The organism is Frigoribacterium sp. CG_9.8 (genome assembly GCF_015751965.1).
Taxonomy (GTDB): domain Bacteria; phylum Actinomycetota; class Actinomycetes; order Actinomycetales; family Microbacteriaceae; genus Lacisediminihabitans.
The window spans coordinates 75661-95431 of the sequence record NZ_JADOVH010000001.1 but is presented as its reverse complement, the minus strand read 5'-3'; the positions used below and the strand labels follow the sequence as shown (position 1 = coordinate 95431).

Sequence of the window (19771 nt, the reverse complement as noted above, 5' to 3'; positions counted from 1 at the left end):
GATGCGTAAGGGTCTCGCGGAGGTGCTCACGTTCCGGCCTCTACAGCGTCGCCACCGTCGGATCCCAGTCCTCTGGAAGGGCGGGAACCGAGGGGGTTGAGCTTGCGAGCTCGACGAAACTGCGGCTGTCGATCGACTCGCTGATCGACACCATCGTGTCGAGCACGTGGTACGCAAGCTCACCGGAAGCACGGTGCGGCTGCCCGGCACGGATGGCGCGACCCATCTCGAGCACGCCGGAACCGCGCGAACTCGTGGATCCGACCGCCGGGTACGAGGTCCATTCCTCGTCGCCGGCATGCTTCACCCGAATCTCGCCGTCGAAATTGTTGGGGTCGGGGAACGACATCGTGCCCTCGGTCCCGGTCACCTCAACGAAGCCGTGTCGATCCATTGGGGAGTCGAAGCTGAAGATGCTCTGCGACGACTGGCCGCCCTCGAACTCGGCAAGCGCACTCACATGCGACGGCACGGTCACGTCGAACCGCTCGCCGGCCTTCGGACCGGAGCCGATGACCCTGGTATCGCGCGACTTCGAGCCGAGCGCAGCGACGCGGCGCACCGATCCGAAGGTCTGAATCAGGGCGGTGAGGTAGTACGGTCCGATGTCGAAGAGCGGGCCTGCCCCCTCCTGAAATAAAAACGCAGGGTTCGGATGCCACGACTCCGGCCCCGGGGACTGCATCAGTGTGAGCGCGGTGAGCGGCACTCCGATATCCCCGCGCTCGATCATGCGACGCGCAGTCTGAAGACCGACGCCGAGGAAGGTGTCCGGCGCGCACCCGAGACGCACTCCGGCGGTCTTCGCGGCGGTGAGCAGCGCGAGGCCACTGGTGCGATCGAGGGAGAACGGCTTCTCGCTCCACACATGCTTGCCAGCGGCGACGGCGGCGAGGGCTACCTCGACGTGCGCGGCCGGAATGGTCAGGTTGATCACGATCTCCACATCGGGATGCCCGAGCGTGGCATCGACGCCGCCCCAGGTCTCGATGCCGAACTCTGCAGCCCGCTGCTGTGCAACCGGCTCGTAGACGTCGCCAATCGAGTGCACCACGATGTCAGGGAAGGTCATCAGGTTTTCGAGGTACTGCGTGCTGATGGTGCCTGCGCCGATAAGACCGACCCCGATCGGGCCGCTCATGCGGATGCTCCGGTGTTGACGGCTCCAGCGTTGACGGCTCCGCCGGTCAGGTACGCGAAGCTGTCGATCACTGCGTCGAACATCTCGCCGGCAAAGTCGTCGAGTTCGACGACCGCCAGTTCGAGGCTCGTCGCCGCGGCGATGATCTCCCACACTGGCATGTTGCCGTGGCCGACCGCCTGCTGCGAGGCCGGATCGGGTTCGATCGGGCCGTCCTTGATGTGCAGGAGGCGAACACGGTCTCCGAGGCGGCCGAGAAGAGCAACCAGGTCCTGGCCCGCGGCCGCGGCCCAGTAGGTGTCGAGTTCGAGGATCACGGCCGGATTGAGGTGTGAGCTGAGGATCTCGAGGCCGGTGCGCCCGCCGATCACGGACTCCAGTTCGAACCAGTGGTTGTGGTATCCGATGCGGATGCCGTGTTTAACGGCCACTTCTGCGGCGGCGTTGAGGGCATCCGCGGTGCTCTGGATGTCAGCGACCGAAAGCCACTTCGCAGGGTCGACGAAGGGATCGATGACCGTCGGGATGCCGAGTTGAGCGGCCGTTGCGAACACGTCATCGAGGCTGGCGCCGGCACGACTGTCGGCGTCGAGGAAGCGCAAGTGCGCGCTCGGCGCGGTGAGACCGGTTGCGGCGAGAGCGGTTGCGAGGGCATCGGCGCGGGCCAGGAAGTCGTAGGGCTCGACGCGGGTGAACCCGATGTCCGACACGCGCTGCATCGTGCCGGCAAAGTCCGCATCGAGGGCCTCGCGCACGGTGTACAGCTGGAGTGAAAGCGGGGGCGTCGTTGGCACTGGTTCTCCTTGATCGAGCGGCGATGCTGGTCACGGTCATACGTTCTACCCCCGGACCGGGGAGTCTTCGTATATACGATGATCAAACTAAGCTGACTTTTGTCGAAAGTCAAGAATAAGTTATATGTATATCGACATCTATTACTGGTGTGACAATGCGAAGAACAACAGGTCTCACTGGGACCTGGTGGTGACGATCGCACCCGCGCCCCTCTGCCCAAGTCGTGCCGAGCCTGGCGCGAGGAAAGCAGCGGTGTGGTGCGAACGAGAGACAGTGCCGCGGTACAGAATGGAGTGGTGACCGTAATCCAGCCCATGCTTTCCCTCTGGGATGAGCCGGCTGCCGATCACCGTGACCGCATTGTTGCGCGGGCCGCAGACCGGGTGGCCTGGCTGAGAGCCCGCAGTCGCGGAGTGACCGCTACCGATGTCGCGCGGCTCTCGGGCAGTGCCTCGGTTCAGACCGTCGCCTCCGAGAAGATCAATGGGAGCGGCTTCGGCGGCAACGCCTACACGGATCACGGCAGGGCCCGCGAGCCCGAGATCGCCCGCTGGGTAGAGCGCAACTACGGCATTAGCGCGAGCGACAGCCTCTTCCACGCGGCCGGGGAGACCACTCATCTTGCCACTCCCGATGGGGTCGGTGTCACCGCATCCGGGCACCTTGAGCTTGCCGAGATCAAGACCACGAGCTCAGCGTGGCGATCCATTCCCCGCTCCTATTTGCGGCAGGTGTGGTGGCAGCAGTACGTGCTCGGCGCCGAGCGCACGCTACTTGTCTGGGAGCAGCATGATCACTTTGTTCCCACCAACGCGGAGCCCGAATTCCGCTGGATCGACCGCGACGAGAGCCAGATACACCTGCTCGTGCAGCTCGCCGACCAGGTGCTGCGCATCGTGGCCGCCGCCCGCGCTCGTTAGCGCACCAGCAGCGGCGCGGCGAGCTCGGCGGGCTGGATGGCGACCGAGGATGCGGGACGCAGCGCGGTCACCAGGCCGAGCGTGAGCAGCCAGCCGAGCGCAATCGTGGTGGCCGTGAGCTCAAGTCGGCTGCCGAAGTCTGCTTCGAATCGTGCAAGCGAGAGGATTCCTCCGGCGCCGGCGATCACTGCAACGGCGACCGCGGCCCCAAACGAGAACCGGGCGAGGGATCGGTGGCCAACGGCGAAGGACATCTGCAGCATTGCGACACACGCAGCAGCGAAGGCGAGCACGGCGACCACGGTATGTACGAGGTCCTGCCAACTGAAGCTCGCTCCGACCGGAAGTGGGCATCCGGGCGTACAGCTGACCTGTGAGGCGACGAAGAAGAAGCCGCAGCCGATCCACAGAGATACTGCAGGAGCCCACAGGGCAAGGATGGGGATCCGCGATCGGATGCGACGAGCGGCATACGCGATGAGGCTCCCACCAACGACGATGAGCAGCAGCGCGCCTTCGAACCAGCGCGCGGTCGGTTCACCTGCAGCACCGAGTGCACTCACGTAGAGGTCGCGACCCTGGGACAGCCGGGCACCCCAGATGATCACGAGCGCGGCGAGAACGAGTGCAGAACCGAAAACGGCGCCCCAGGATTCGAATGACCGCAGATGCGGGGATTTTGGCGCGGTCATTGTTGAATGCTACGTCTTCCCGCGGCACGCTCCGGCACACAATACTGATTGGCCCAGACGCGATCAAAACCGGGAACACCCGCGGCACGATCATGCTGAGCATGTGCGAATTGGGCTAGAGGGTCAGCTCGCGCACGAAGTCGTCCTCGAAACGATCACCGAGCGCGAATCGCTTGAAGCCAACGTGCTCGAAACCGTGCTTGCCGTAGAACCGGTTCGCCCGATCGTTCTTGTCGTTCACTCCGAGCCAAATGGTCGCTGGACCACGCAACCGCGCGACCGCGATCGTCGCCATCATCAGTTCGGATGCCACACCGCCACCGTGCTCGTCGGCCAGCACGTAGCACTTGCTGAGCTCAGCTGTGGGGCGGGCAGTGACGATTGCCGCGACATCCGCATCCTCGGGATCACCGAACACCAGCATCGTGTAACCGACAAAGCCGGTAGCAGAAAGCGCCACCAGGATTTCGCGATCTGGGTCGGACAGATAGCCCTCGAAAATCTCGGCGGAGAGGTGCATCGCGACATGATTGGCGATCTCGAATCCGGTGGTACCGGGAGGGCAGGCGAGTCCGAAGGTTGCGGCGGGAAGCTCGTGCATGAGCTGACCTTCACCCGCTTCTGCTCGGCGAACGATCATCCGCTCTCCTCATTCCCCATACTCGTTTACTCTCGATAGCCGCCGCCAGAATGCGGAAGGGGACCACCGAAGTGGTCCCCTTCCGATCAGGCGATTCTTGCTAGAGGACGTTGACGTCCAGGGGGATGCCCGGACCGAAGGTGGTCGTCACAGTGCCCTTCTGGATGTAGCGGCCCTTCGCGGAGCTTGGCTTGGCGCGCGTGATCTCGTCAAGCGCCGCCTTGATGTTCTCCTCGAGCTGCTCAACCGGGAAGGCCGCCTTGCCCACGATGAAATGCACGTTGGAGTGCTTGTCGACGCGGAATTCGATCTTTCCACCCTTGATCTCGGTGACAGCCTTCGCCACGTCGGTGGTCACGGTGCCGGTCTTCGGGTTGGGCATGAGGCCACGCGGGCCGAGCACCTTTCCGAGACGACCGACCTTGCCCATGAGCTCCGGAGTGGAGACAGCGGAGTCGAACGAGGTGTAGCCAGCGGCAACCTTCTCGATGAGCTCATCGCCACCGACCTCGTCGGCACCCGCAGCGATCGCGGCGTCAGCGGCCGGTCCGGTTGCGAACACGATAACGCGGGCGGTCTTACCGGTTCCGTGCGGGAGGATCACCGTTCCACGAACCATCTGGTCCGCCTTGCGAGGATCGACGCCGAGCTTGAGGGCGACCTCGACAGTAGAGTTGAAGTTCTTCGAACCGGTCTCACGGGCGAGTCCGACGGCTTCGTTGGGCGTGTAGAACCGGCCCTCTTCCATCTTCTCGGCAGCGGCGCGGTAGGCCTTGGATTTCGTAGCCATTATGCGTCCACCGTGATTCCCATAGAGCGAGCGGTGCCCGCGATGATCTTCTCTGCCGCTTCAACGTCGTTGGCGTTGAGGTCGACCATCTTCTGCTCGGCGATCGAGCGCAGCTGATCCTTCGAGAGTCGTCCCACCTTGGTGGTGTGCGGGGTGCCGGATCCCTTGGCGACTCCGGCGGCCTGCTTGATGAGCTCCGCGGCCGGCGGGGTCTTGAGGATGAACGTGAACGAACGGTCTTCGTAGACGGTGATCTCGACCGGGATGACGTTGCCGCGCTGTGCCTCGGTCGCGGCGTTGTAGGCCTTGCAGAACTCCATGATGTTCACGCCGTGCTGTCCGAGCGCCGGCCCGATGGGCGGTGCGGGGTTAGCGGCGCCGGCCTTGATCTGAAGCTTGATCAGACCCGTGACCTTCTTTTTCGGTGCCATTATTTTTCCTTTTCTTTATCGAGTCGACCCGTGTTGGCCGGCTCTCCCGACATCCGGATGGATGCGGTGCGGTCGCCTCGAAAGGCAACCTCTTTACCTTACGCGAAATGTCAGTGGTTGCCTATTGAATAAGGGTATGGAAGCACTCGGCTACTACTCGGATCAGACCAGATCCGACGTGCGCATCGACACCGCGATCGCGGCCGCCGAGTACGAACAGCGCGCGGTCAACTCCCATCATGCGGCAACCCTGGTCGCCATTCACGAGGTGTTGAGCGAGGCCCGGTTCAGCCCAGAAGTCTTCGTCGGCGACCACGCGTCACGGCACTCGAGTCACGACGTCGAGTTCTCGGAGCGGTCTGCGATCGCCGACCTCGCCGTGCGACTGTCTCTTTCTGAAACCACTATTCATGCGCACGAGCACCAGGCCGTCACGATGATCGGCCGCACACCCCTGACCTGGCAGAAGTTCCGCTGGGGCGAGGTGTCGGCGGCCAATGCCCGCACGGTTTCAGAATTGGCCGCGTCGCTACCGGATGGCGATGATGGCATGTTCGCCGCGTTCGATGCCGCCGTTGCCGAGCACGCGACACAGCTTGCGCCGGCGCGCTTCCGCGCATCCGCCAGGAAGCTTCGCGAGCAGATCGTCGCCGATACCGCGGCTGAAAGACACGAGTCCCAACTCTCCCAGCGCCGCGTCGTCTTCGAGCCCGATATCGACGGGATGGCCTGGATCTCGGCCTATCTGCCCGCCGAGGTCGCCACTGCGGCCCTTTCACTGGTGGATTCCGAGGCGCTCAGGCTCTCGGCAGTGCCCGGCGAAACGCGCACCATGCCGCAGCTGCGAGCGGATGTCCTGGGCGGAATGATCACCGGATTTGGCGGTGCCGGGTCTGGCAGCGCCGGATTTGGCAGTGCCGGATCTGTCGCGGTACGTGTCGGTGTGCTCATCCCCATGCTCACCCTGCTCGGCAAGTCGGAGATGCCGGCCTCTCTCGAGGGCTACGGCCCGATTGACGCCGAAACCGCCCGCACGCTGGCGGGCGACGCGACCTCGATCTACCGCATCCTCACCGATCCCGTCACCGGCGCGATTCTCGACATCGATCAGCCGACAAAGCACATCCCGACGGGGCTTCGGCGGATGCGACAGCTCATCGACCAGACGTGCACCTTCCCCGGCTGCGGCAAACGGGCGGTTCACTGCGACCTTGACCACACGATCGACCGACAATTCGGTGGCCGAACCAGCCTCATGAACCTGTCGCACCTCTGCCGTAGTCATCACCGCAACAAACACAACACGAAGTGGACGATCACGCAGGATGATGCGGGACGAATCGAGTGGACTAGCCCGACCGGGCATGTGGCCGCGCCTGATCCGCCGCCGTTTTAGCTGGCCCGGTCTGTCAGTTTCCGGCGTTGATCGAAACTACGGCGCTACTCGACCAACAGGCTGCTAGAGCTTGCTGACTTGGTCAAAGCTCAGCTCTACCGGCGTCTCGCGCTCGAACAGGGACACGAGCACGATGAGTTTGCCGCTCTCCGCCTTGATCTCGTTGATCGATCCCGGCAGGCCAGCAAACGAGCCTTCCTTGATCGTAATGGTCTCGCCGATCTCGAAGTCGACTTCCTGGGGGATCGAGCGGCCCATGGTCTTTCCGCCCTTTGCGCCGGCTTTCGCGGGAGCCTCGACGATCTGCACGAGGCTCTTCAACATGTTGAAGGACTCCTCAAAACGCAGGGGCGTCGGGTTGTGGGAGTTGCCGACGAAGCCGGTGACGCCCGGAGTGTGACGCACGACAGACCAGCTGTCTTCATTGAGATCCATGCGCACGAGCACATAGCCGGGAATGCGCACACGGGTCACGAGCTTCCGCTGGCCGTTCTTAATCTCGACGACGTCTTCCATCGGCACCTCGACCTGAAAGACGTAATCCTCCATCGCCATCGAGACCTTGCGGTTCTCGATGTTCTGCTTGACTCGCTTCTCAAAACCGGCATAGGAGTGGATGACGTACCACTTACCGAAGGCGGCCTTGAGCTCCCTGCGGAACTCGTCGTACGGGTCGACCTCGACTTCTTCTTCTGCTTCGTCTGCGGATGCCTGCTCAGCGAGTTCGGAGACAATCTCGGCTTCGAATGCGGCGTCGAATGGCACGACTGCTTCAGCGTCACCCTCGGCGGATCCGGTCTCATCCTCGGTGGCGTCGACGGAGGCATCGGCCTCATCAAGGGAGTCGACTTCCAGCGCATCGGCGACGACGGCATCCGCCTCCGGGTCTGCGGCGAGCGCGACCGCATCGAGCGCGGCGTCGAGGTTTGCCTCGACATCGCTGTCGGTGTCATCCTCGTCGCTGTTCGCGTCGACAACGTGGAGTGCTTCGGATTCGACTGACATCGCGGACGATTCGTCCGCGGCCAGCTCGTTGCCCTCCTGCGCTTCGTCCTCCTCGGATGACTGCTCGGCAGCAGTCGCGAGGTCGATGTCTTCGCGGTTTGTTCCTGACACTGTGAATCCCATTTCCATTTCTTGGGGCGAATTCGGCACGTCGCGTGCCTCCGCCGGTTCTTCGAGTTCCGGCTCGTCTTGATCAGATCGTGCGGCCCGATCGTGTTTCAGATCGCTACTTGCCGAAAACGGTATTCACGCCGAGTGCGAAAACCCAGTCCAGTCCGTAAACCACGGCCATCATGATTACCACGAAGACCAGCACAACGCCGGTGTAGCTGAACAGCTCTCTGCGGGTCGGGGTGACGACCTTTTTCAGTTCATTGATTACCTGCCGAAGGAACAGCACGAGACGGCCGAACGGGCCGCGGCTGGTGCCACGTTCCTGCCTGGCAGTCGCGACGACATCCTCACTCGGTTCGTCGATGATATTTCTCGCCACTTCGCTGCTACCTTCGCTATCGCTGCCGACCCGCGCAGGTGCACGAATCGAACTGCAGGGCGGACAGGACTTGAACCTGCAACCTGCGGTTTTGGAGACCGCTGCTCTACCAATTGAGCCACCGCCCTTCGCAGTGAAAGTGACATCATCCGTGCGGCCAACTGCGCTTCAGAGGGACTCAGAGGCGAAATGGGCATACGAAATGATGGCAGATTTCAACTACCTCACTCAGTGTAGGCGACGGCTTCGCGGGGTGCAAAGCTGCCGCGGTGCCCAGCGACCGCACTGCGCACACAGCGGCGCACCAGCGGCATACACAGCGGCGCACGCCACTATTGGGTATGACCACTTCCCCCCACGTGAGCGTGCGCGACCTGCGCAAGCAATACGGTGACTTCGCGGCCGTTGATGGCGTGAGCTTCGACATTCACGCGGGTGAGACATTCGCCCTGCTCGGCCCCAACGGTGCCGGAAAGTCCTCGACCATCGAGATTCTCGAGGGATATCGCGACCGCACCAGCGGTGAGGCGACCGTGCTCGGCGTCGACCCGCAGCGGGGCGGAATCGCCTGGAAGGCGCGCCTCGGTATCGTGCTTCAGTCCAGCGGCGAGAGCGGCAACGTGACGGTGCGTGAACAACTCGCGCACTTTGCCGGTTTTTACCCGAATCCGCGAGACGTCGATGAGGTCATCGCTGCCGTCGGCCTCACCGAGAAGGCACGGGTGCGAATCAGGTCGCTCTCCGGCGGGCAACAGAGGCGAGTGGATGTCGCGCTCGGGGTGATCGGCCGGCCGGAGCTGCTCTTCCTCGATGAGCCGACCACCGGCTTCGATCCGGAGGCTCGTCGCGATTTCTGGGAGCTTATCCGGGGCCTCAAAGCCGAGGGAACGACCATCCTGCTCACCACGCACTATCTCGATGAGGCCGCCCAACTGAGTGATCGTGCCGGTGTGATCGCCGGCGGGAAGCTCATCGACATCGGCGCGATCGACGAGATCGGTGGAGCGGATGCCCGTATCCCGGTGGTGCGCTGGACCGACCAGAACGGCGCCCACGAGGAGCGAACCACCGAACCGGCCTCCGTCGTCGCACGTCTCTTGTCCACTACCGGAATTGAACCCACCGCGCTCGAGGTGCGCCGCCCGAGCCTGGAAGACGTCTACCTCGAGCTCGTCGCCGCTCACACCGAGCGGCAGAAGTCCACGGCAGAAAAGTCCACGGCAGAAAAGTCCATGGCAGAAAAGTCCATGGAAGAGCTGGAGCGCTCACTGTGACCGCCGCCGCCGCGACACAGAAACTTGGCCTCAGGCGCACCCTCAGGCTCGGGGCCAGCCGCATCACCTATGAGGTCAAGACCTACTTCCGTCAGGGTGACTCGGTGTTCTTCACCTTCCTGTTCCCGTTGATCCTGCTCACGGTCTTCTCGGTGGCATTTAGTAAAGGCAGCTTCGGCACGACCGCGGACGGGGCGAAGGTGGCTGCGGCGGATTTCTACCTCCCCGCCATGCTCGCCGTCGGGTTGCTCCTCAGCGGCCTGCAGAACATGTCGATCGACATCGCGACGGAAAAGAGCGATGGCACCCTGAAGCGACTCGGTGGATCGCCGCTTCCGGTGCTGAGCTACTTCATCGGCAAAATCGGGCAGGTGATCGCGACCGGCATTCTGCAGTCGGCACTGCTGATTATTGTTGCGGCCCTCGCGTTCGGGGTGTCGCTGCCGACCGAACCCGTCAAGTGGCTCACCTTCGCCTGGGTGTTCCTCCTCGGTGTCTCAACCTGTGCGGTGCTGGGGATAGCGCTGAGCGCCCTGCCACGCTCGGGCAAGACCGCCACGGCCGTGATCATTCCGATCACGCTGATCCTGCAGTTCATCTCGGGTGTGTTCATCAACTTCTCTCAACTGCCCGACTGGCTCCAGAACTTTGCGAGCATCTTCCCCCTCAAGTGGCTAGCCCAGGGAATGCGCTCCGTGTTTCTCCCCGACTCGTTCAAGGCCCTCGAGATGGGCGGCGCCTGGAACCTCGGTGGCGTGGCCATCGTGACAGCGATCTGGCTCGTCGTGGGACTCGTAGCCTGCTGCCTGACCTTCCGTTGGATCCGGAAGGACTCCTGAGCGCCCGATATCGCGCAGCCGTTAGCAACACTGGCGGTGGCGACAGTGGCGGTGCGGTCATCCGGGACCACTATTCTGGCGAGGTGCTCCTGAGACTGGTTCTGATATCGCGGCCGGTGCTGTGGGTCAATACCATCGGCACGACAGCGATCGCCCTCTGGCTCGCTGGCGCACTGTGGGAGTGGGAAGCCATTGCCCTTTTGCTGTGGGCTACGTTGCCGTTCAACCTTCTGATCTACGGCGTCAATGACATCTTCGACCAGGAGACCGACGCTCTGAACTCGCGCAAGGGCGGGCTCGAGGGAGCCCGGATCGCCTCCACCGAGTCCCGGCGCATCCTTGCCGCTGTCGTGCTGACCAATCTGCCATTCGTCGCCTTCTTCTTCTTCACGCTGCCGCTGGATTCGCTCGCCTGGATCCTCGCCTACATCGTCATCTTCGTGCAGTACTCGGCGCCGCCACTGCGCTTCAAGGCCCGGTCCTATCTGGACGCTCTGAGCAACGCCGCCTACGCGTTCCCCCTCGTGTTCGTGCCTCTCGCCTTCGGAGCGGCCCCGGTCTGGGCCGCAGCGATCGGACTGATGGCCTGGAGCGTGGCCAAGCACACCTTCGACGCCGTGCAGGACATCGACGTGGACAGGGCAGCCGGAATCATCACCACCGCAGTGCGTCTTGGTCCACGCTTGGCAATGCTGTGGTGCACCGTCTGGTGGTCGGCGTCGACGATCTGCTTCGCCTTCGTCAACATCCCCGTCGCCGTGGCGAACGCACTGATCGCCGGCTGGCTGCTGCTTCGCTTGCGACGGGATCCCACCCCCGACGGGGCCCGCCGTCTCTACCGATATTCGATCGCGTTCCCCTATGCCGCCGGTTCGGTCGCCGGTGTGCAGATTGTGGCTTCGCTGCTGCTCGGAGGCTACTGGTGAACACACCATCACCGCGTCGGATCGTGGTACTCGGGGCCGGCATCGGCGGGCTCGCGGCTGCCGCGCTGCTGGCACAGGCTGGCCACGATGTCACGGTGCTCGAAGGCAACGACTGGGTCGGCGGCAAGAGCCGCCGCATCGAGTTAGGCGGCCAACGAATCGATACCGGCCCGTCCCTCGTTACTTTTCCGGCCGTGTGGGACGAACTGATCCGCCGCTACAACGCACTCGGCTCACGCGGCGCACTCGGCTCACGCGGCACACGCGGCACACGCGGTGGCATATGCGACACGGGCGATACGGGCGATTCCGCGGATGATCTGTCGGCGAGTGGGCTGCAGTTGCGGCGCCTGCCCGAGGTTGGACGCTATTTCTACGGCGGGCAGGCGGTCACCCTTCCGGTCGAGGAAGGACATCCCTGGCGGGCAGCCTGGGATCGCTTCGATCGCGAGCACGGCGGCCTCGGACCTCAGATCACCGCGCTGCTCACCACCGATCCGCTCGATCCGAAGACGCTCCCGGCTGTTGGCGCGCTCACGCGCCTGTACGGAACCCGACTCACGACCAAACGCTTTCTCGATTCCCTGACCTGGATGCCAGAGGGATTGCGCGAAGTAATCGCCATTCACACACTCAACGCTGGGGTTCCGCCCACACGCAGCCTGTCGCTCTATGCGAGTATGCCCGCGGTAATGGCGCGGGACGGCGTCTGGGTTCCCGAGGGTGGGATCAACGAGCTGCCCCTTGCCCTCCACCGGCTCGCCCTCCACGCCGGTGCGACGGTGCACACCGGCGAGAGCGTGGTGTCGGTGAACCGGTCGCGGGTGCGCACGATTGCAGCCGAGTACCGGGCCGACCTGGTGGTGAGCTCCCTCGACCCTGGAGTGCTCACCCGGCTCCTTGGTGACCGTCCCTCGCGCGTGCGGGGTCTCACCTGCTCTGGCGTCGCCATTTACGGGGTGCTCGACACGCCACTTCCGGACACCACTGCGACACACTCGGTGGTGATGCCGGATGATCCGGCCGCCCTGCACCGCAGCCTCGCGGCAGGGCTGGCGCCCGAGCAGACGATGGCCTTCGTGAACTACTACCGCGCGGGCGAGATCTACCCCAACGAGAAGGCCACCGTGGCAGTGCTGTTGACCGCCCCGGCCAACGGCCAACGCTACGACCTCGACGATCCCTTCGTGCAACGGGAAGTCGGACGCATCAGCGAAGTCATGGGACTCGACCAGCCCATCACCCGGTTGCTCAGCGACTACACAGTTCTCGACCCCGAGTATTTCGCGGGCTGGGGCGCCACGGGCGGAGCGCTCTACGGCGCGACGCGTCCGCTGTGGCAGAGCGGCCCATTCCACGCACCCGCCTACCGGGACCCTCGACGCCGGTGGCTCTGGCGCGTCGGCGCGTCAGTGCACCCCGGTGGTGGAATCCCGGCGGTGCTCGGCGGGGCGATGATCTCCAGCGCCATGCTGCTTCGAAGCCTGCGCGGCTGATCCCGCGTGAGTACGGCATCCCGGCTCGCAGCACTCAGCTCCCAGCTCCCAGCTCCCAGCTCCCAGCTGGCCGAATGCACGCACCCTTGCTAGCCTGTACCGATTCGTTACTTTCTTGTAGCAGCTCGAAGAACAGGTCCGTGTGTCACGTTTGCCAGCGCAGCGATGACTCACGGCGGAGGACTCACCTGGTGACACAGCGACATCGACAGGCATCAACCCGGTCACGGGTGACCTCAAAAATCACTGCAATCGGTGCCCTGTTCGGCGTTGCGGCGCTCATCGTCTCTACTTCGGTGCCTGCGGCGGTGCTGTACGACGCGGATTCGGCAGCCGCCCGCACCAGTTCTGCGCTGCGCGCGTCAGCCCCAGCCCAGTCATTCGCAGCGAGCTTCGAGGCGTCACTGGCCGCCCCAACATCCGCTGGGCGTGACGGCTATGCGATCAGCCCACCACCGCCACCACCACCGGTGCGCGTGACGAGAATGGCAAGCTTCGCCCCGCGGGGGAGCCTGCTCTACACGCCGAATCCCAACGGCACGATCCAATGGCCGTTCACGCGCTATGTGCCGATCGCCAGCGGCTTCGGAGCCCGCTCTGCCCCCTGCGGCGGATGTTCCTCGTTCCACGACGGAATTGACATGCTTGCGGGAGGCGGTGCCCCGATCGGTGCGATCGCACCCGGGGTCGTCACGAGCGCCGGTGATGACGGGGGCGCCTACGGCACCCGGGTAACAATCGAGCATGTGGTCAACGGCCAGAGAGTGAAGAGCCTCTACGCGCACATGATCGCCGGGTCCACCACGGTCTCGGTCGGCCAGACGGTGACAGTAGGCCAGATCATCGGCCTGGTCGGAAGCACCGGCGCCTCGACCGGTGCCCATCTTCACCTCGGACTCTCCCTCGACGGAGCGTCCATCGACCCGTACGCCTGGCTCATCGCAAACGCCAACTAGGGGCCAGTCCGTCTCTCAGACGTGCACGCCCACCAGCACAGGTTCCGGCTGCAGCATGACGCCGTACGCCCCGAGCACGCGGGTCTGGATGTAGCGAGCCAGTTCGGCGACCTGTGAGGCAGTTGCTCCCCCGGTGTTCGTGATCGCGAGGCTGTGCTTGCTCGAGATCGCCGCGCGCGATCCCGGGAGACGAAAGCCCCGCGTCACACCGGAGTGCTCGATCAGCCAGGCCGCGCTCAGCTTCACACCGCCCGACGCTGCGACGGCAGCCGGCGAGAGACGGCCAGGGTCGTACGCCTCGAGGGGCGTCACTGTCGGGGTCACGGCAGGAGACGGGCCGACGATCGAGCCAGTTGTCACCGGCCAGCGGGGAACATCCGCCGGCAGTGAGCGCGCAAATTCGTGGCTCACGATCGGGTTAGTGAAAAAGGATCCGGCACTCACCGAATCCGGATCGGCGGGATCAAGCAGCATGCCCTTCGCCCCTCTGAGGGCGAGCACCGCCGCGCGCACCTCCGCAACCGGCAGTCGATCGCCGACAGAGGCACCGAGGGCGGTCGCGAGCTGGGAATGGTCGATCGGATCGCTCAGCGCACCGTCGTTGTGCGACAACGCAAGATCGGTGGAAATGACGATGCCCGGGCGACCGCCTTTGAGAGCGGAGCGCCGGTAGCCGAGGTCGAGTTCGTCGGCCGGCAGCCGAATGAGTTCGCCGCTCAGGTAGTCGAGAAACTCGATCGAGACCAGTGTTGACGCAAGCTCCTGGCCATATGCGCCGATGTTCTGGATCGGAGCTGCTCCACACGAGCCGGGGATCCCCGAGAGCGCCTCGATTCCTGCCCAGCCCTGGTCGACTGTGGCAGCGACGAGGCCATCCCAGGATTCTCCCGCCTGGACACGCAGCACAAGGGCATCGCCGGGCAGGCGTTCGATACCGCGTGTGACCACATGGATGACCGTGCCAGGCACTCCCTCATCCGCCACCACCAGGTTCGAACCGCCACCGAGCGCAAGCCAGTCGCCGCCGGTTGCCCAGACAGAACGTGTCGTCTGGATGAGTTGCTCGCGCGTCTCGGGTGCGAAGAATTGGGCAGCGGCACCGCCGACCCGCATGGTGGTGAGCTCTCGAAGATCCATAATCAGGCCACGCTCACCCGCAGCTGGGCTTTTCCGAGGACCGTTGAGCCGTCGAAGGTGACAGTGAGATCGATCCGCGCGACATCACCATCGAGGGTGCCGACTTTCGCGATAACGGTCACGAGCGCGCCATCCGCAGCATCCACCGGCACCGGGCGGGTAAACCGTACCTGGTAGTCCAGCACTCGTCCCGGGTCGCCGATCCAGTCGATGACCGGCTGAACCGCGAGTCCCATGGTGAGCATGCCGTGCGCCAGAACGCCGGGCAAACCCACCGACCGGGCCACGTCGTGGCGATAGTGGATGGCGTTGAAGTCACCGGATGCCCCGGCATAGCGCACGAGCGAGTCCCGGCTGAGCGCAAATTCGGCTTCGGCCACAATCTGCCCGAGCTCGAGGGACGCAGCCGTGATTCCGGTCATTCGTCGCCTCGAACCACGAGGGTGGAAGTGGCCGTGACGACGTGCCCGCCATCGGCACCGACGATCGAGGATTGCGCCGTAACCATCGAGTGGCCGCCGAGCGACTTGATGCTCGCGACGGTCAGGGTCGCCGTGAGCTCATCCCCCGCGACTATTGGGCGCGTGAAACTGAAGCGCTGGTCGCCGTGCACAACGCGGGAGAAGTCGATGCCAGCATCCGGCTCAGACAGCAGTTGGCGCAGCGTGAGCTCCTGGATCACCACGGGGAAGGTGGGCGGCGCCACAATATCGCGATGACCGGCAGCCTGCGCCGCTGCGACGTCAAAACAAATCGGGCTGGTGGCGAAGACGGCGCTCGCAAACTCACGGATTTTCTCCCGCCCGACAAGATAGGGCTCGGTCGGCACAAAGACACGGCCGACGAGCTCGGGGTTCACAATCACTCTGATTCCTTTGGCACAGCAAAATCCTAACGACCGAACTTGCCAATGCAGCGAGCCCACGAATAATAAAGGCCCCGGCAATAAGGAAGGCCCCGGCACCATTGCGGTGTCCGGGGCCTCCTCATAGAACTGAGGCTGATTCGGGTGAGGCCGGTGAATTGCCGCGCTTGGTTCGTTGCGGCGTTTAGGTTACTGGCAGCTGTCGCACTGCAGGTCGTCCATCGGGTCGACCGGCACCGCGTATCCGCCGATGAAGCTGTTGTCGTTGTCCATGGGGTCCTCCTGGGTTGGTGCGTCAAAAGTTTGGCATCTGGTTACCGCGCGTTTGCGATCGGTGCCGTTGTGGTTCCCCACTATATAACCGGAATGACACTCCTGTCATTCCACTACATCTAGTGTTTTCGGTGTGTCGTGACTTTTCTCAGGAATCGAGCGGTTCGACGGCGTCCACTCCACGCCAGTACACCCCAGTTCGCGGGGTTTCCGTTACCCGATTGAGACTTTTCGGGAACGGCTTGTTAGCCTGAGCCGATGACTTCTTACGCTGCGAAGCTTGGCGCCCTCGTGGCAGCGGGTGCTCTTATCGCCACAGTGGCCATCCCCGCCTACGCCGTCGCAGCTCCACCTGCCACGGTCACCAGCCGCACAGCAGCGGTGCAGACGCTCTCACTCGCCACCACAGTGACGCTCGAGACCCCCTCGCGCGACGGTTACTCAGTGACCAAGCCACGGCCGGTGGCCGCCGTCGCCGCTGCGGGAGAAGCTCCGGTAGCCAACCGCTTCAGCGCTGTCACTGTGAACCCCCCGGCTCCGTCCTACAGCGGCGCCGCAGTGCTCGAATATGCGGCCCAGTTCGTAGGCGTTGTGCCCTACGGCACCGGAAACAGCCCGGACACCAGCTTCTCCTGCGACGGGTTCACCCAGTATGTTTTTGCTGGGTTCGGCATTAGTCTCCCGCGCACAGCCGACTCACAGGCGCGCCTGGGGATCAGCATCAGCAAGGCGGATGCCGTCGCCGGCGACTTCGTCTACTGGCCCGGACAGCACATCGGCATTTACGACGGCGCGGGCGGCATGTACAACTCGCCGCGACCGGGGCGCTACGTAGAGCATGTTGGCAGCCTCTGGGGCTCGCCGCTGTTCATCCGCCTGACCGTCTAGTACCTAGACGGGCCAGTACTGGACGGGGCGTCTCTACTCATACGGTCCTGTCAGCGAGGGCAGCTCACCTTTGGCCGGCCAAATGAGCGGTGTCCGTCAGATAACCCCGGTGCATATCGGTTTGCGCGAGAGCTGAAACAAGATGGAAATCCACCAGCTGTGCCCAGCCTGCTGACCAGGTGAGGTGAGACGCGATCTGCCACGTACTCGCGTGCGGCGCGTCCACGAGCACAGCCGCGACCTCGCGCGACCGACGCAGATGATGCTCAGCCGTTTCTGCGGCGCGGTCGGCCACTCCCATGAAGCGGTAACCATGGCCGGGTAACACCTCGTAGTCGGGATAAGCACTCACTCGCGTGAGGCTCGCGAGGTAGTCGGCAAGCGGGTTGGTGTCGCTTGGTGCACCGAGCCCGAGCCCGGCGTACATCATCGGCAGGAGGTGATCTCCGGTGAAAAGAATAGAACGTTCGTCGTCGCGCAGGCACAGATGTCCAGACGTGTGCCCGGGCGTGAGCATCGCGTACAGGTCGAAACCCGGAATATCGAGTCGCTCACCGTCGATCAGCCGGCGGTCGGTGATCGGCGGTGAGAAGTGTGAAGCCACGGTGACAATGCGCAGGATCTCGGGTCGGCGATCATCCGGTACACCCCAGGCGTCGAGCTGCAGCGTGGCGGGGTTGGTGGCGGAGTTCGCGATGGTGGGAGCATCGAATGGTGAGCCGACTGCGGCGGCTTCCGTCTCGTGCAGCTGCAACGACGCTCCGGATGCCTCCCGCAACCGTGCGGCGAGCCCGATGTGATCGGGGTGCAGGTGCGTCGCGGTGATGGAGCGCACATCCTCGATCGAAGCGCCGAGGCTGCCGAGCGTCGCAGTGACAGCCTCGAAGTTCGCGGTCGAACCCCATCCGGGATCGATCACGTGGAATGCGCCATCACAGTCTCGCAGCAGGTACAGCAGGGAGTACGGGAGGTAGCCACCCGGCATCCGCTGGGCGATAGCCCACACGTCGTCCCGCACTTGCTCGGGCGGGGGGATCGTGCCGGCCTTCGACGCCTCGAACTGCGCCGGACTGGTGGGATGCATTGCGCCCTCTCCTGCTGCGGGGCAATAGTCCCCGTGACAAACCCTACGTGCGGCGCACCCTCCCGGGCGTGACCGCGATAATAGGGGCAACTCTTACCGACCTCAGGAATCGAGCCCCATGTCTGCACTGACGTCCGCACCTAACCTTCCCCTGAAACTCGGCTACAAGGCATCCGCAGAGCAGTTCGAACCGCGCGAGCTGGTGGAGATCGCCGTAGCGGCAGAGGCGCATGGTTTCGAAAGTGTCGCGGTGAGTGACCATTTCCAGCCCTGGCGCCACACCGGCGGTCACGCACCGTTCTCGCTGGCCTGGATGGCGGCGGTCGGCGAGCGCACCTCGTCGATCCAGATCGGTACCTCGGTGATGACGCCGACGTTCCGCTACAACCCGGCTGTGCTCGCACAGGCCTTTGCGACCCTCGGATGCCTCTACCCCGGCCGAATCATGATCGGGGTCGGCACTGGTGAAGCGCTCAACGAAGTTGCAACCGGCTTCCGCGGAGCCGGCGCGCAGGACTGGCCCGAGTTCAAGGAACGCTTCGCCCGGCTGCGCGAGGCCGTCTCCCTCATGCGCGAACTGTGGACCGCCGACCGGGTCAACTTCGAGGGTGAGTATTACTCGACGCACGACGCGAGCATCTACGACCGGCCGGAGGGCGGCATTCCGGTCTATATCGCCGCGGGCGGCCCGGTCGTGGCCGGGTATGCGGGTCGGGCGGGCGACGGCTTCATCTGCACCTCGGGCAAGGGGATGGACCTGTACACCGAGAAGCTGATTCCCGCGGTTGCGGCAGGCGCTGAGAAGGCGGGACGGGATGCCGCAGCCATCGATCACATGATCGAGATCAAGCTCTCCTACGATAGCGATCCCGACCTCGCGCTCGAGAACACCCGCTTCTGGGCACCACTGTCGCTCTCCGCCGAACAGAAACACGACCTCACCGACCCGATCGAGATGGAGAAGGCGGCGGATGCCCTGGCAATCGAGCAGGTCGCGAAGCGCTGGATCGTGGGCTCCGATCCCGATGAGGTGGCCGCGAAGATCGGCGAATACATCGACGCCGGCTTCAATCACCTGGTCTTCCACGCGCCTGGCCACGACCAGCGCCGCTTCCTCGAGTCATTCGAGCGCGACCTCGCACCGCGGCTGCGCGCGCGCAGCTAAGCGCAGCACGTGTGGGCTGCGGGTGTGGGCGCGCGGGTGTCGGCGGCTGCGGGCGGGTGTGGGCTCGCGGGTGTCACCTTCGCAGGTTCCTGAGCCTGCCGAACAGGCGAAGTTGACACCCGAGCGTGCACCATCGCCGATAGCGTCACCGCGCAAGACTTCCTCGAGTCACTCACGTAGAGGATGTCGCCCGCTTCGCCGTGTTGTGCAGGACTGCTGCGCGAATGATGGCCTTCAGCGCCTCCTCATCGACGGTGTCGCCTTCGCCGAGCTTGATTGCCCGCCTCTGGTTGCCCGCGAGTTCGTTATTGAAGATCGCCTGCGGATCGGGCAGGCTGGCGCCATACAGGAAGCCGAGTTTCACACTGGTTGTGAACGCCATGCCGACCGCGATGATGCCGTCGTGCTCCCACACTGGCGAGCCCCTCCATTTCCACTCCTCCACGACCTCCGGGTCAGCCTCGTGGAATATTTCGCGGAACCTCGCGAGCATCGCGCCGCGCCAATCGGTGAGAAAAGCAATGTAGGCATCGATCTCTTCACCGGGGGTCACCGGTGCACCGCG

The 19771-nt window shown here is 64.2% G+C and carries 22 protein-coding genes and 1 tRNA gene; 9 read left to right on the top strand and 14 right to left on the bottom strand.

Annotation, left to right across the window (positions count from 1 at the left end; translation table 11 throughout):
• Positions 1-40 precede the first annotated feature (40 nt).
• A complete protein-coding gene (locus tag IWX88_RS00525) occupies positions 41-1141 on the bottom strand; it encodes a Gfo/Idh/MocA family protein (protein ID WP_196826460.1) in 1101 nt (366 codons plus the stop codon).
• The gene (locus IWX88_RS00520; RefSeq protein ID WP_370568116.1) at positions 1138-1935 is read right to left on the bottom strand and encodes a sugar phosphate isomerase/epimerase family protein; all 798 of its coding nucleotides are present in this window, start codon (positions 1933-1935) and stop codon (positions 1138-1140) included. Before IWX88_RS00520 ends, IWX88_RS00525 begins: the two co-directional genes overlap by 4 nt.
• Before the next feature lie 315 nt (positions 1936-2250).
• Between IWX88_RS00520 and IWX88_RS00515 the strand changes: the two genes are divergently transcribed.
• Positions 2251-2856: a YqaJ viral recombinase family protein gene (locus IWX88_RS00515; protein WP_196827732.1), complete on the top strand. Its 606-nt coding sequence runs from the start codon at positions 2251-2253 to the stop codon at positions 2854-2856.
• Here the strand turns inward: IWX88_RS00515 and IWX88_RS00510 are convergent.
• The 4 genes from IWX88_RS00510 to rplK form a co-directional block, all read right to left on the bottom strand.
• Complete coding sequence (locus tag IWX88_RS00510) at positions 2853-3548, bottom strand: DUF998 domain-containing protein (RefSeq protein ID WP_196826459.1); 696 nt, start codon at positions 3546-3548, stop codon at positions 2853-2855. The two genes, IWX88_RS00515 and IWX88_RS00510, sit on opposite strands and share 4 nt — an antisense overlap.
• 115 nt (positions 3549-3663) lie before the next feature.
• Positions 3664-4188, bottom strand: coding sequence for a GNAT family N-acetyltransferase (locus IWX88_RS00505; protein ID WP_196826458.1), 525 nt, complete (start codon positions 4186-4188; stop codon positions 3664-3666).
• Positions 4189-4288: 100 nt separating this feature from the next.
• Positions 4289-4978 carry a 50S ribosomal protein L1 gene (gene rplA, locus IWX88_RS00500; RefSeq protein ID WP_196826457.1) on the bottom strand — a complete coding sequence of 230 codons (690 nt, stop codon included), beginning with the start codon at positions 4976-4978 and terminating at the stop codon, positions 4289-4291.
• On the bottom strand, positions 4978-5409 hold the full coding sequence (gene rplK / locus IWX88_RS00495; RefSeq protein ID WP_196826456.1) for a 50S ribosomal protein L11: 432 nt from the start codon (positions 5407-5409) through the stop codon (positions 4978-4980). The genes rplA and rplK overlap by 1 nt, the downstream gene beginning before the upstream one ends.
• A 136-nt stretch (positions 5410-5545) precedes the next feature.
• Between rplK and IWX88_RS00490 the strand changes: the two genes are divergently transcribed.
• Entirely contained in the window at positions 5546-6805 is a 1260-nt protein-coding gene (locus IWX88_RS00490; protein WP_196826455.1) for an HNH endonuclease signature motif containing protein, read from the top strand.
• Between the two features lie 63 nt (positions 6806-6868).
• Here IWX88_RS00490 and nusG read toward each other — a convergent pair whose 3' ends face one another.
• The 3 genes from nusG to IWX88_RS00475 form a co-directional block, all read right to left on the bottom strand.
• On the bottom strand, positions 6869-7921 hold the full coding sequence (gene nusG, locus IWX88_RS00485) for a transcription termination/antitermination protein NusG (RefSeq protein WP_196826454.1): 1053 nt from the start codon (positions 7919-7921) through the stop codon (positions 6869-6871).
• Positions 7922-8036: 115 nt separating this feature from the next.
• On the bottom strand, positions 8037-8303 hold the full coding sequence (gene secE / locus IWX88_RS00480; protein ID WP_196826453.1) for a preprotein translocase subunit SecE: 267 nt from the start codon (positions 8301-8303) through the stop codon (positions 8037-8039).
• A gap of 55 nt (positions 8304-8358) precedes the next feature.
• Positions 8359-8431, bottom strand: a tRNA-Trp gene (locus IWX88_RS00475).
• 213 nt (positions 8432-8644) lie between these two features.
• Here IWX88_RS00475 and IWX88_RS00470 point away from each other — a divergent pair.
• The 5 genes from IWX88_RS00470 (at position 8645) to IWX88_RS14135 (ending at position 13794) form a co-directional block, all read left to right on the top strand.
• A complete protein-coding gene (locus IWX88_RS00470) occupies positions 8645-9577 on the top strand; it encodes an ABC transporter ATP-binding protein (protein WP_196826452.1) in 933 nt (310 codons plus the stop codon).
• A complete protein-coding gene (locus IWX88_RS00465) occupies positions 9574-10416 on the top strand; it encodes an ABC transporter permease (RefSeq protein WP_196826451.1) in 843 nt (280 codons plus the stop codon). The genes IWX88_RS00470 and IWX88_RS00465 overlap by 4 nt, the downstream gene beginning before the upstream one ends.
• A gap of 83 nt (positions 10417-10499) precedes the next feature.
• Positions 10500-11342, top strand: a complete 843-nt coding sequence (locus IWX88_RS00460; RefSeq protein ID WP_196826450.1) for a UbiA family prenyltransferase — start codon at positions 10500-10502, stop codon at positions 11340-11342.
• Positions 11258-12838, top strand: coding sequence for a phytoene desaturase family protein (locus IWX88_RS00455; RefSeq protein WP_370568173.1), 1581 nt, complete (start codon positions 11258-11260; stop codon positions 12836-12838). The genes IWX88_RS00460 and IWX88_RS00455 overlap by 85 nt, the downstream gene beginning before the upstream one ends.
• 191 nt (positions 12839-13029) lie before the next feature.
• A complete protein-coding gene (locus tag IWX88_RS14135) occupies positions 13030-13794 on the top strand; it encodes a M23 family metallopeptidase (protein ID WP_196826448.1) in 765 nt (254 codons plus the stop codon).
• 15 nt (positions 13795-13809) lie between these two features.
• Here the strand turns inward: IWX88_RS14135 and IWX88_RS00445 are convergent, their stop codons facing one another.
• From IWX88_RS00445 to IWX88_RS00435, 3 genes are read right to left on the bottom strand one after another with little or no spacing between them, the layout of a single operon-like run.
• Positions 13810-14931, bottom strand: coding sequence for a UDP-N-acetylmuramate dehydrogenase (locus tag IWX88_RS00445; RefSeq protein WP_196826447.1), 1122 nt, complete (start codon positions 14929-14931; stop codon positions 13810-13812).
• Positions 14932-14933: 2 nt separating this feature from the next.
• On the bottom strand, positions 14934-15353 hold the full coding sequence (locus IWX88_RS00440) for a MaoC/PaaZ C-terminal domain-containing protein (RefSeq protein WP_196826446.1): 420 nt from the start codon (positions 15351-15353) through the stop codon (positions 14934-14936).
• Positions 15350-15796, bottom strand: coding sequence for a MaoC family dehydratase N-terminal domain-containing protein (locus tag IWX88_RS00435; RefSeq protein ID WP_196826445.1), 447 nt, complete (start codon positions 15794-15796; stop codon positions 15350-15352). Before IWX88_RS00435 ends, IWX88_RS00440 begins: the two co-directional genes overlap by 4 nt.
• 531 nt (positions 15797-16327) lie before the next feature.
• Between IWX88_RS00435 and IWX88_RS00430 the strand changes: the two genes are divergently transcribed.
• Positions 16328-16957 (top strand): C40 family peptidase, encoded by a 630-nt coding sequence (locus IWX88_RS00430; RefSeq protein ID WP_196826444.1) that lies wholly within the window; start codon positions 16328-16330, stop codon positions 16955-16957.
• Between the two features lie 64 nt (positions 16958-17021).
• On the opposite strand, the gene IWX88_RS00425 is transcribed toward IWX88_RS00430, so the two are convergent.
• Positions 17022-18041 carry an MBL fold metallo-hydrolase gene (locus tag IWX88_RS00425; protein ID WP_231368707.1) on the bottom strand — a complete coding sequence of 340 codons (1020 nt, stop codon included), beginning with the start codon at positions 18039-18041 and terminating at the stop codon, positions 17022-17024.
• 118 nt (positions 18042-18159) lie between these two features.
• On the opposite strand from IWX88_RS00425, the gene fgd reads away from it, so the two are divergent.
• Complete coding sequence (gene fgd, locus IWX88_RS00420) at positions 18160-19206, top strand: glucose-6-phosphate dehydrogenase (coenzyme-F420) (RefSeq protein WP_196826443.1); 1047 nt, start codon at positions 18160-18162, stop codon at positions 19204-19206.
• A gap of 172 nt (positions 19207-19378) precedes the next feature.
• Here fgd and IWX88_RS00415 read toward each other — a convergent pair whose 3' ends face one another.
• Positions 19379-19759 carry a DUF1801 domain-containing protein gene (locus IWX88_RS00415; protein ID WP_196826442.1) on the bottom strand — a complete coding sequence of 127 codons (381 nt, stop codon included), beginning with the start codon at positions 19757-19759 and terminating at the stop codon, positions 19379-19381.
• Positions 19760-19771 lie beyond the last annotated feature (12 nt).